10 protein-coding genes are annotated in these 12057 nt (G+C 30.3%); 6 read left to right on the top strand and 4 right to left on the bottom strand.

All coding sequences use genetic code 11. The features are described from left to right. From ACWYN7_RS16900 to ACWYN7_RS16890, 3 genes are all read right to left on the bottom strand, one after another. A partial coding sequence (locus ACWYN7_RS16900; RefSeq protein WP_462861155.1) for a phage integrase SAM-like domain-containing protein occupies positions 1-487 on the bottom strand: 487 nt, incomplete at its 3' end. 476 nt (positions 488-963) lie between these two features. Further along, a complete protein-coding gene (locus tag ACWYN7_RS16895; protein WP_462861154.1) occupies positions 964-1134 on the bottom strand; it encodes a hypothetical protein in 171 nt (56 codons plus the stop codon). Between the two features lie 3 nt (positions 1135-1137). After that, entirely contained in the window at positions 1138-2532 is a 1395-nt protein-coding gene (locus ACWYN7_RS16890; RefSeq protein ID WP_462861153.1) for a purine-cytosine permease family protein, read from the bottom strand. A 281-nt stretch (positions 2533-2813) separates the two neighbouring features. On the opposite strand from ACWYN7_RS16890, the gene ACWYN7_RS16885 reads away from it, so the two are divergent. Genes ACWYN7_RS16885 through ACWYN7_RS16875 form a run of 3 tightly spaced genes read left to right on the top strand, consistent with a single transcriptional unit; the run spans position 2814 to position 5490 of the window. Continuing rightward, complete coding sequence (locus ACWYN7_RS16885) at positions 2814-3551, top strand: (Fe-S)-binding protein (protein WP_462861156.1); 738 nt, start codon at positions 2814-2816, stop codon at positions 3549-3551. Positions 3552-3554: 3 nt separating this feature from the next. Continuing rightward, entirely contained in the window at positions 3555-4919 is a 1365-nt protein-coding gene (locus tag ACWYN7_RS16880; RefSeq protein ID WP_462861152.1) for a LutB/LldF family L-lactate oxidation iron-sulfur protein, read from the top strand. After that, the gene (locus ACWYN7_RS16875; RefSeq protein ID WP_462861151.1) at positions 4912-5490 is read left to right on the top strand and encodes a LutC/YkgG family protein; all 579 of its coding nucleotides are present in this window, start codon (positions 4912-4914) and stop codon (positions 5488-5490) included. The genes ACWYN7_RS16880 and ACWYN7_RS16875 overlap by 8 nt, the downstream gene beginning before the upstream one ends. Positions 5491-5570: 80 nt before the next feature. Here ACWYN7_RS16875 and ACWYN7_RS16870 read toward each other — a convergent pair whose 3' ends face one another. Further along, a complete protein-coding gene (locus ACWYN7_RS16870; protein WP_462861150.1) occupies positions 5571-6611 on the bottom strand; it encodes a GntR family transcriptional regulator in 1041 nt (346 codons plus the stop codon). A gap of 307 nt (positions 6612-6918) precedes the next feature. On the opposite strand from ACWYN7_RS16870, the gene ACWYN7_RS16865 reads away from it, so the two are divergent. The 3 genes from ACWYN7_RS16865 to ACWYN7_RS16855 all read left to right on the top strand — a co-directional run bounded on the left by ACWYN7_RS16865 (position 6919) and on the right by ACWYN7_RS16855 (position 11773). Continuing rightward, positions 6919-9015, top strand: coding sequence for a bifunctional aldolase/short-chain dehydrogenase (locus tag ACWYN7_RS16865; protein WP_462861149.1), 2097 nt, complete (start codon positions 6919-6921; stop codon positions 9013-9015). Between the two features lie 91 nt (positions 9016-9106). Further along, positions 9107-10387: a sugar isomerase gene (locus ACWYN7_RS16860; protein WP_462861148.1), complete on the top strand. Its 1281-nt coding sequence runs from the start codon at positions 9107-9109 to the stop codon at positions 10385-10387. A 9-nt stretch (positions 10388-10396) separates the two neighbouring features. Beyond that, the gene (locus ACWYN7_RS16855; protein ID WP_462861147.1) at positions 10397-11773 is read left to right on the top strand and encodes an FGGY-family carbohydrate kinase; all 1377 of its coding nucleotides are present in this window, start codon (positions 10397-10399) and stop codon (positions 11771-11773) included. Positions 11774-12057 lie beyond the last annotated feature (284 nt).

The raw sequence follows: 12057 nt of genomic DNA, 5'->3' as shown, positions 1-12057 counted from the left end.
TCTTCAGATATGCAATAAAGCGCTTGAGAAAGTTTTCATCAATATCCTGAAAGTATAATTCATTTGTCCCAGCGAAGTTTATAAAATTTTTTATTCTTGGTTCGTCTGCATTTAAACGAGAGAACTTTTCGTCAACAATTAATTCATTTATATATTTTGCACTTAATGAATTAAAGGTGTTATCTCCAAAAGGTTGTTTTATTGTCGTCTTAATTTTATTAAGTGTGACATTTTCTTCTCGTGACTCTAGAGTCATAATTTTACTATTAACCTCGGAGAGTTTTTTAAGAAGAAAATTGTTAAGTTGTGTAGAGTTTGAATAAGAACGTTTTACTTTTCTATTTTTCGCATCCCAATCTTTTAATTCAATATAAGTTCCAGTAGAGATATATGAAGTTTTCCTATTTTTAGTAATTCGAATCATTATAGGAAACTGTCCAGACTTGTTAGGCTTCTTTCTAAGAATAATATTGGTTGAAGTAGACATATTATTTTTTTTGCAAAAATAACTCAAAATAAATAGAGGTACAACATAGGTACAACATTTTCTGGTTTTGAATGGTTTGTGATGAATTTATATGTTACTTTTACCTAGTATTATATGAGTAAATCAAACCATTTCAGATCATTTTGATTCAAAATGCGCTGGACTTAGGATCTAGTGCCGCGAGGTGTGAGAGTTCGAGTCTCTCCGCCTGTACATAGTAAGAGTCTCAACATTTATTTGTTGAGGCTTTTTTGTTTTCTTAATTTGTACGATTACGGATAGAGGATGGATCAAGTCCAAAAGTTGTGGGATTTTAAAATTAAGCATAAATATTTGGTATTAATCCAATTGGTGCTATTGAAAATAATATTCCAAAAAAAATGTCTTATTTTTTGTTTAAAGGATATTGTATGCTAAAATGAGTTATTTTACAAAGTTTATAAAGATCTCCAAACTATGGAGTGAACTATTATATACTATTCTTCTTTCATCCATAAGGGTGTAACTATAAACCATAAGATTGTACCAATTAGCATAAAAATCTTCATTTTAATTTCATCTATTGCGTCAAAGAAAAAAAGAACGCCAACTAACAGTATTAAAACACCTATTGATAGAGTACTTATTAATTTTAGTATTTTCTTCATAATCTAAACTTTTTGAAGTTTCATAATAACCACATATAATAAACAGGAAGCCATCCAACAAGGTATTACTGCATAAGCAGGAAATAAATCTTTTACAAAAATAAAGTACAAACCTAAGGCTACTGGAAGTAACCAAGCTAGTAAAACAGCTGTATTAAAACTTGACTTTTTTTCATCTGCGTAATTATGTGTAAATCCCATTTTTTTTGCAAGATAATGGTTCACAAAAATTACTCCTCCCATTGGCCCTAAAATGGTGCCATATAAACCAACAAAATCTAGTAGTTTACCAGAAAGTGAAGGGAAAATACCAGCTGCTGTAGCCACTACACCAGCTAAAATTACACCTGAATAAGCTTTAGCATTCGAAGGGAATAAACTTTGAAAAGCAAGACCAGCTCTATAAATTGTCGGATTCGCAGTCGTCCACCCAGCCACAACAACGCAAATAATACCAGTCCAGCCTACAGCACTCCAAGCTAAAGCACCTGGATTTGCAGAAATATCACCAGTTAATTTAATTTGAGCTGCTAACATAAATGAAGCACAAATCCAAGCCATATAATGGCCTAAAAACATTCCTACTGAAGGGCCCCATCCTGCGCGACTATCTTTTGCAAAGCGCATGATTGATAAGTCAGCCATTCCAAAATGCATTGCAGCATTACATAGCCAAGAAAAGATTACAATTTTCCAAAAACCAAAGTCTAATTTTCCGCTGGTAGTCTGTATTACACTTACACCCTTATCCCATTCTGATAATAAACTTTCCCACGAGTTCACTTCCATTTGAGTTAAAGCTGATAATCCACAGACAGCAAAAACAACAATCATCCATGGTGCAGCAATATTAGCAAACTTAGAAACCGTATTGTAACCAGCAGCAGCAACAATTGTCATTACCATACCTACGATAACAACAATCGTTGAAAAAGCTGGGGAACTTAAACCAAAAATATTTTTAGGAACTGAAAAATTTACATCAAAAGGAATACCTACAGCGCTGGCAGAAACAGTTATCATTGCTCCAGCTAAAAAACAAAAAAGTACACCATTTACAACATTATAAACTTTAACTAAATGTTTACCTGCAATTTTTTCTAATTGATAATACAAAGTTAGTTTGCTTGACACAGCTATGGGAGCTACTAAGTATCTCCATGTAAGTATTGCAAGTATATTACCGATAAGTAGTCCTAATATTAAATCTTTTAAACTTGCCCCTGCTGCCAAAAATAAAGGACCAATCATAAATTCAGTTCCAGCAGCATGTTCTCCTGCATACATCCCTATAAAGGTTTTCCAGTTTTTTAATTTTGATTGAGGAACAGGAGTTCTTTCAAATTCACCTCCTACTGAATCATTGAGTATTTCTACTTCTTTTTGGTATTGTGTCATTGATTTAGTTTGTGGTAATTTGCTGTTAAATAGATGTTTTTTTTAAGTAAAAATAATAATGCCAACGAAAATATATTCGAAATTTTAAATTCCTATCCTGTACAATGTGGTTAAAAAAAAAATAAAACTTTATTGGGTATAGATAATAAAATTCTAAGTTAAATAAATAAGTATTATTATAACAAAAATAAGAGGTTCAGGTTAGCACAGGACAGGTTCTTTCTTTGTTTAATTTACTTTTATGTAAAGTTTAAATTTTTTTCTTAAAAATAATGAATAGAATAAAAGTAGGTTTATTTATACCTTGTTATGTAAATCAATTATACCCACAAGTTGCAATTGCAACATTAGAGTTATTAGAGAAATTAAATGTTGATGTTTACTATCCTCAAGGACAAACATGTTGTGGACAACCTTTAGGGAATTCTGGATATGAAGAAGATTCTAAAGGAGCTTGTAATCTATTTGTTAAAAATTTTAAGAAATATGACTATGTGGTTGGTCCTTCTGGGAGTTGTATTTACCATGTAAAACATCATTTTGATATTTTAGAACAAACCCCTGAAGTTAAAAAAGTAAGAAATAACGCTTACGAGCTTTGTGAGTTTCTTGTAAAAGTTCTTAAAATTAAAGATGTAAAAGCATCTTTTCCATATAAAGTGGGTTTACATAAAAGCTGCCATGGATTAAGAGGTTTAAAATTAGGCTCTTGTTCTGAAGTTAAAGGAGAGCACTTTTCTACAGAAGAAGATTTACTACATCAGGTAAAAGGTCTTGAACTAATGTCTTTAAATAGGAAAGATGAATGTTGTGGATTTGGAGGTACTTTTTCTGTATTTGAAGAAGCAATATCTGTAAAAATGGGAAAAGATCGTATTAATGATCACATAGAAAGTGATGTTGAGGTAATAACAGGTGCAGATCATTCTTGTTTAATGCATTTAGAAGGATTAATTAATAGAAATAAACAACCACTTAGGGTAATGCACATTGCTGAAATATTAAATAGTAGTTTATAGTTTATGAAACACGCAGAAAAAGCAGAGATCTTTAACAAAGATGAAGCAAAAGTTAATTGGCATGACAAAGCTTTATGGTATGTTAGAGCAAAAAGAGATAAATCTGCACATAATGTTAAAGGTTGGGAATATTTAAGAAAACTTGGTTCTGCTATCAAAGCAAATGTAATGTCTAATCTTGACAAATATTTATTAGAATTTGAAGCCAATGCTCAAAAAAATGGAATTCATATTCATTGGGCTTCTAACGCAGAAGAACACAACCTAATTATTAAAAAAATACTTGATAAAAATAATGCTAAAAAAGTAGTAAAAAGTAAGTCTATGCTTACTGAAGAATGTCACCTTAATCCTTTTTTAGAAAAAGAAGGTATTGAAGTAATTGATACAGATTTAGGTGAACGAATTGTACAATTAGCAAAAGAGCCTCCTAGCCATATTGTATTGCCTGCAATTCATAAAACTAAGGAAGATGTAGATGAACTTTTTCAAGAACACTTAGGAACAAAACCAAGCCAAGGTAATCCTGAATATTTAGTTAGTGAAGCCCGTAAACATCTTAGAAATAAATTTTTAAAAGCAGATGTAGCTATTACAGGTGTTAATTTTGCAGTTGCAAATACAGGAGGTGTTGTAGTATGTACAAATGAAGGAAATGCAGACATGGGAGTTCATCTTTCTAAAGTACATATAGCCTGTATGGGAATTGAAAAAATTATTCCTCAAGAAAAACACTTAGGTGTGTTTTTACGTTTACTAGCAAGAAGTGCTACAGGTCAGACAATTACAACATATTCTTCTCACTTTAACAAACCTGATGAAGGAAAAGAAATGCATATTGTTATTGTAGACAATGGAAGAACAGAACAATTAAGTAGAGAAGATTTTAGAGCTTCTTTACACTGTATTCGTTGTGGAGCTTGCATGAATACTTGCCCTATTTATAGAAGAAGTGGAGGTCATAGTTACGATTATACAATTCCTGGTCCAATTGGTTCAATTTTATCTCCAGGAAAAGATTTAAAAAAACACAGTTCATTACCATTTGCTTCTACTTTATGTGGGTCTTGCTCTAACGTTTGCCCTGTAAAAATTAATATACATGAACAACTTTATAAATGGAGACAGGTAATTGTTAAGGAAGAAAAACAACCAGTTGTTAAAAAATCTATTTTAAAAGTTGCTGGCTTAGTATTATCTAAACCTAAATTATATGGTATTACTGGAAAATCTGCAAGATTTGCTTTAAAATACTTTCCTAAATTTATGATTTATAATAAATTAAATACTTGGGGTAAAGCAAGAGATTTACCAGAAGTAAAGAACGAAAGTTTTGATGAATGGTTTAAAAAAAATAAAAATGGGTAGAGAAGCTATACTAGAATCAATTAAGAAAAATAAACCAGATTTATTACCATTTCCACAAATTAAAGAGGAAACTTTTAATGAAAACATCAATTTAAAAGAAGCCTTTAAAGAGAGTGTGGTTTTGGTTGGAGGTACAATTAAAGAAATTGAAATAGAAGAGATTGACACAGAGATTAAAGCAATATATACAAATGCAAAAAGTATTGTTTCTGTTAGTAAAAAATCTTCTTTAGGAACAGTATCAGTTTCTAAAGAAACAGATCCTCATTCTCTTAAAAATATAGACCTTGCAATTATAGAAGGAGAACTAGGTGTTTCAGAAAATGGTGCTATATGGGTAACAGCGGCTAAAAACATAGTTCGTGCATTACCTTTTATTACTAATGATTTAGTAATTATTCTTAATAAAGAAAAAATTTATTTACATATGCTAGAAGCTTATGATGTTATTAGCACAAGAAAAAGAGATTTTGGTGTTTTTATATCTGGTCCATCAAAAACTGCGGATATTGAACAATGTTTAGTTGTTGGTGCTCATGGAGCTATGAGTTTAACAGTGCTTTTAATCTAACATACTATTTAATAAAAAAAACGAAGCTATATCTAGCTTCGTTTTATGCTGTTTTTGCAATAAATAGCGTGTGTTACAAATTAAAGAGATTCTCTATCAATAAAATTAAAAGGAACTTTTACTTTACCTTTTGTTTTGTTTAAAATCATTTCTGCAGCAGTTTCTCCCATTACTTTAAAATCGGTAGAAATAACAGTAATACCTAAAAGTTCTTTTAATGGAGTGTCGTTATATGAAATTATACCAATGTCTGCCCCTAACTTAAATTCATCTTCTCTGGCTTGTTTTACCAAGTTTACTAAGTCAGGTTCTTCAATAGTAATAAACAAATCTCCCTTCATTAAAATCATATCATCATAGACTTTGTCGAGTATTTCAAAATCTAATTTGTGCTCTATACAAAATTTTCTAAACCCATGAAGAATTCTTCTAGGGTAAGGATATACGGCTTTATCAGGATAGACCAAAATAATTTTTTTGTATTTTTTTATTTTTTCAATTCCTTTATTTAATGCTTGATATATATCATTTTCAAAATCTTGGTATATCTGGGTTAATCCATCATCTATATTTTCTTTAATATTATCTAGTATTATTAATTTATCCTTCGGAATTTCTTTTAACGCTTTAAATACTTTGTCAGTCAAACTAATATGTTTTGACGTTTCAGTTTTAAAATGCGGCATAATAACATAGTAATCGTACGCTGCCTTATTTTTTTCTAATAAGTTTAAAAAAAGAGTTTCATCACAATGATAAATATCTAAATCTGTGTAAGAATTTGCACCAACTTTATCTATAAAGTGATTGTATGTTCTTAATTTATATGAACTTAATTTATTTACTAAAAATAAAATATTAACTTTAGAAATTAATTTAGTTCTAGATATATAAAAACCCTTACCTCTAATCGAGATAATAACTTTACGTTCTTTTAAAATACTGTAAGCTTTTTCTACAGTATCTCTAGATAAATAAAACTCTTCACTAAACATGTTAATGGAAGGGATTTTTTGATCCATAACAAGGTTCCCTTGTGAAATATTATGTATAATAGAATCTATAATTTGTTGATATTTAGGTACCCTTGAATTCTCATCAATTGTAATAAATTTCATCATTTCCATAATCTTTACTTCTATTGTATTATTCCTTTAAGAAACCAAATGTACCAAAAGGTAATTTAAAACTAATAAAGAATAAAAAGAACTTTCTTAGTTAATACCAATTTTAAAGATTGTTTTTAAACTCAGTTAATAATGCTAAACAAAAATTCTAATGTTTATTGGTATACTTTCTCTTATTGCTAAAAAAAAGTAAACACTTTCTGGTAATAACTTTATTCTTTACGGTATAGTACAGGATACAAAACTTTACGTTAACATATATTTTTGAACTATAACTCATCACTAACGAACAAAAATAAAAATGACAAAAAGTTTTAAATACGTCGATTATTTATGGGACGAAGAAAAAGCAATATCATTAGGAGATAATCAAGTAGAATTATTTTTATACCGCTCAAATATTTTGGGTACAGATCTAAGAATTACCAACTATGGTGGAGGTAATACAAGTTGTAAAACCATAGAAAAAGACCCGTTAACAAATGAAGATGTAGAAGTAATGTGGGTAAAAGGTTCTGGTGGTGATATTGGTACTTTAACAAGATCTGGAATTGCAGGTTTGTATACAGAAAGACTTCGTGATTTAAAAAATGTTTATCAAGGTTTACATGATGAAGATAGAATGGTAGGTTTATTTAATCATTGTATTTATGATTTAAATAGCAAAGCTCCTTCTATTGATACGCCTTTACACGGTTTATTACCTTTTGCACATATAGATCATTTACATCCAGATGCTTTAATTGCAGTTGCTGCAGCTAAAGACAGCGAAAAGGTAACCAAAGAAATTTGGGGAGATACTATGGGTTGGGTGCCTTGGCAAAAACCAGGTTTCGATTTAGGTTTGCAATTAGAAAAATGTTTAGCAGATAACCCAGGAATTAGAGGTATTGTTTTAGGGAGTCATGGTTTATTTACTTGGGGAGACACTTCTTACGAATGTTATATGAATAGTTTAGAAGTAATTGAAATGGCTTCTGAATATATAGAAAATAAAATAAAAGAACAAGGTGAAGTTTTTGGAGGTCAAAAAATTAAAAGTTTACCTAAAGATGAACGTTTAGAAAAAGCGGCTCAACTAATGCCTTTATTAAGGGGTTTATGTTCTTCAGAAAATAGAATGATAGGTCATTTTTCAGATACTGATGTTGTAATGCAATATATAAATAGTAATGATTTAGAAAGATTAGCGCCAATGGGAACTTCTTGTCCAGATCATTTCTTAAGAACTAAGATTCAACCTTTAGTTTTAAGTCTAGATAAAAATGAAGATTTATCTGATTCTGAAGCTGTTTTGGCAAAATTAGAACCCGCATTTGAAGCATACCGTCAAGAATATGTAGATTACTACAATACTTGTAAAAAAAATAATAGCCCAGCAATTAGAGATGCAAACCCTGTTATTATTATCTATCCAGGAGTTGGTATGTTTAGTTTTGCCAAAAATAAGCAAACAACAAGAGTTGCAAGTGAATTCTACATCAATGCAATTAATGTAATGCGTGGTGCAGAAGCTATTACAGAATATACTTCATTACCAAGACAAGAAGCTTTTGATATTGAATATTGGTTATTAGAAGAGGCTAAATTACAACGTATGCCAAAAGAAAAACCATTATCTAGAAAAGTAGCTTTAGTTACTGGTGCTGGTGGTGGAATTGGTAAGGCAATTGCTGATAAATTAGCTGCAGAAGGAGCAAATGTGGTTTTAACTGATATTAATGAAGAAGCTTTAATTGAAGCGAATAAAACTTTTGCAAGAGATGTTTCTTCATACGCTGTTTGTGATGTTACTAATACAGATTCTATTGCAAGTGCATATAGAAAAGCAATTATAGAGTTTGGTGGTGTAGATATAATTGTACACAGTGCAGGTTTGGCGATTTCTAAACCATTAACAGAGACAACAGATAACGATTGGAACATTTTACAAAATATTTTAGTAAAAGGTCAGTTTGATTTAGCGAAACAATTTGCTCTTATTGCTCGTAAACAAGGTTTAGGAGGAGATTATATTGCAATTGCAAGTAAAAACGGATTAGTTGCAGGACCAAATAATGTAGCTTACGGAACAGCAAAAGCAGCGCAACAGCACATGGTTCGTTTATTAGCGGCTGAATTAGCAAAAGATAAAGTAAGAGTAAATACAGTAAACCCAGATGGCGTTATTGTAGGTAGTAAAATTTGGGAAGGTGCTTGGGCAGAAGGTAGAGCAAAAGCAAACGGAATTACAGTAGAAGAATTACCTGCTTTTTATGCTAAGAGAAACCTGCTCAACGAAATCATAACACCAGACGATATTGCAAACGGAGTTTTCTCATTAGTAGGCATTCTAGATAAATCAACAGGAAATATTATTAATGTTGATGGAGGCATGGCAAACGCATTTGTTAGATAATTAAACAATTTAAATTTGAATTAAGAGCAAGACTTCTATATAACTTTCATAAATTTATAGGAGTCTTATTTAATTAATAACGTTATTAAGAATGAAAATTAATCAACCAGAAATCTCTGATTGCAATCTAAAAAATGTAAAAGATCATAACGAAAACTTCGATTTTTTATCAAGTAAATTAACTAAAAAAGGAATAGATGTTAACAGCATTGTATCAAAACTTTCAGAATTTCAAGTAGCTATACCAAGTTGGGCATTAGGAGCTGGAGGAACTCGTTTTGGGCGCTTTTCTTTTTATGGTGAGCCATCTAATTTAGAGCAGAAAATAGAAGATGTCGGAATTTTGCATAGTTTAACCCAAACAGCAGGAGCTGTCTCTCTACATATTCCTTGGGATATTCCTTCTGATTACGATGCCATCAAACAAAAAGCAGATGCTTTACATATTAAATTTGATGCTGTAAATTCGAATACTTTTCAAGATCAAAATGATGTTGCAGAAACATATAAATACGGTTCACTAAGTAACGTCAGCAAAGCTGTTAGAGAACAAGCTATTCAGCATAATTTAGATGTCATTAAAATTGGTGATAAATTAGGATCTAAAGCATTAACAGTTTGGTTAGCAGACGGATCTTGTTTTCCTGGTCAGAATAATTTTCAAACTGCTTTTCAAAACACGCAAGATAGTTTAATTGATATTTACAAAGGTTTACCCGACGATTGGAAAATGTTAGTAGAATACAAACCTTATGAGCCAAATTTCTATAGTACTGTTATTCAAGATTGGGGTACTTCTTTAATGTTAGCCAATGGTTGTGGAGATAAAGCTTATACTTTAGTAGATTTAGGCCATCATTTGCCAAATTCTAACATAGAGCAAATTATATCTATTTTACAATTAAAAGGAAAATTAGGTGGTTTTCACTTTAACGATAGCAAATATGGTGATGACGATTTAACTGTAGGTAGTATTAAACCCTACGCTTTATTTTTAATCTTTAATGAATTGGTGTATGGTATGGAAAACAACCCTCAAAACCCAGATTTAGCTTGGATGATTGATGCAAGTCATAACATAAAAGATCCTTTAGAAGATTTAATTCAGTCTTTAGAGGCAATTCAAGAAGCATATGCCAAAGCATTATTGATTGATCAAAAAGCATTAAAAACTGCTCAATTAGAAAACGATGTTGTAAAATGTCAAGAAATTTTACAAGGAGCTTACAGAACAGATGTAAGACCATTGTTAGAAAAAGCAAGATTAACTGCTGGTGGTGTAATTAGTCCTATTAATGCTTATAGATCTTTAGGTATTAGAGAACAATTAATTAAAGAAAGAGGAAAGAATACTGTAGCTACAGGACTTTAAAAAAACGCTATGAAACAAAAAGTAACAGCTGTTTTTGATATCGGAAAAACCAACAAAAAGTTTTTTCTGTTTGATAAAGACTTTAAAGAAGTGTACAAAGAGTACACGTCATTTAAAGAAATAGAAGATGAAGATGGTCATCCAACAGAAAATATTCATGCACTCCAAAATTGGTTAAAAGATGTTTTTCATAAAATTTTAAAGTCAGATAAGTTTACAGTAAAAGCAATTAATTTTTCAACCTATGGTGCAAGTTTTGTTCACCTAGATGAGCATGGCAATATACTAACACCTCTTTACAATTATACAAAAGATATTGATAAGGATATAGTTGATGATTTTTATAAAAAATACGGACCTGAGTTAGAACTAATAAGAACCAGTGGTTCATCTAAATCTGGAATGTTAAATTCTGGTATTCAGTTGTTTTGGTTAAAATACAAGAAGCCTGAGATTTTTAAAAAGATAAAATATTCTTTACATTTACCTCAATACCTGAGCTATATTTTTTCAGGAGTTCCTTTAAGTGAATATACAAGTATAGGATGCCATACTGCTTTATGGAATTACGAAACTAAAGAATATCAAGATTGGGTTTACAAAGAAGAAATTCATAACATTTTACCTCCACTAGTATCTACAGAAACTAGTTTAAACATTAATTATAATGGCAAACGAATTAAAATAGGTGTTGGCATACATGATAGTTCTTCAGCATTGTTGCCTTATGTTAGAAGTGTAAAGAAACCATTTGTATTGGTATCTACTGGCACTTGGAGCATTGCACTTAACCCTTTTATTGATACTCCCTTAACAGAAAAAGATGTAACATCAGGTTGTATTAATTACATGCGTATTAATGGAAAACCAGTAAAATCCTCAAGATTATTTTTAGGAAATGAATACAAAATTCAGGTAAAAAAATTATCAAAAAAATTTGAAGTTCACAAAGATCATCATAAATCAATATGTTTTGATTATGATACGTATTTCGAAATCATAAAGCATTTTAAACCATCTTTTAAGTGGGAATCTTTTTCAACTGATGATATGCCAGAAAAAACAAGTTACATGTATAACGATTTTTCTCATGCTTACCATCATTTAATGATAGAACTGGTACAATTGCAAGTAAAAAGTATAAGAAAAATTGTAGATATGAAAGTAATTGACTGTTTATATGTAGATGGTGGTTTTACCAATAATGAAGTATACATAAAATTGTTATCATACTATCTAAAAGGCATGAAGTTAAAAACAGCAAAAGCATCTTTTGGTTCGGCATTAGGAGCAGCTATAGCCATTTCAGATGTAAAATTAAATGCCAAATTTCTGAATAAAAATTACGCATTAAAAGAACATTTTTCATTTGCAACAGGTGGTTAAAATAGAAATTAAGAACTTAAGAGTAATTGTTTGATTTTTAATGATAAACCACAAAAAGAACTCAATTAATTGCATAATTTAAGCCATTTGTTGTGTTTGTTTCTAGTTCAAAAAATACATTTCATTAAATATATCAATATATTTGAGTTTCAAAAATTAACTAAAATAAAATAATAAAAAAAGATTATGACAGCAGGATTTGATATGTGGGACTATATAGTTTTTGTAGCTTACGCCATTTTAATTTTAGGCGTTGGTTTATGGGTTTCTCGTGATAAAAAAGG

It is taken from the genome of Polaribacter sp. M10, from assembly GCF_054968445.1.
This window is presented reverse-complemented; position numbering and strand designations above follow the sequence as displayed.

Excerpts from the sequence above, each read along its gene's own strand:
- ACWYN7_RS16895 (WP_462861154.1), bottom strand. The coding sequence starts at position 1,134 with ATGAAGAAAATACTAAAATTAATAAGTACTCTATCAATAGGTGTTTTA.
- ACWYN7_RS16890 (WP_462861153.1), bottom strand. The coding sequence starts at position 2,532 with ATGACACAATACCAAAAAGAAGTAGAAATACTCAATGATTCAGTAGGA.
- ACWYN7_RS16880 (WP_462861152.1), top strand. The coding sequence starts at position 3,555 with ATGAAACACGCAGAAAAAGCAGAGATCTTTAACAAAGATGAAGCAAAA.
- ACWYN7_RS16875 (WP_462861151.1), top strand. The coding sequence starts at position 4,912 with ATGGGTAGAGAAGCTATACTAGAATCAATTAAGAAAAATAAACCAGAT.
- ACWYN7_RS16870 (WP_462861150.1), bottom strand. The coding sequence starts at position 6,611 with ATGATGAAATTTATTACAATTGATGAGAATTCAAGGGTACCTAAATAT.
- ACWYN7_RS16865 (WP_462861149.1), top strand. The coding sequence starts at position 6,919 with ATGACAAAAAGTTTTAAATACGTCGATTATTTATGGGACGAAGAAAAA.
- ACWYN7_RS16860 (WP_462861148.1), top strand. The coding sequence starts at position 9,107 with ATGAAAATTAATCAACCAGAAATCTCTGATTGCAATCTAAAAAATGTA.
- ACWYN7_RS16855 (WP_462861147.1), top strand. The coding sequence starts at position 10,397 with ATGAAACAAAAAGTAACAGCTGTTTTTGATATCGGAAAAACCAACAAA.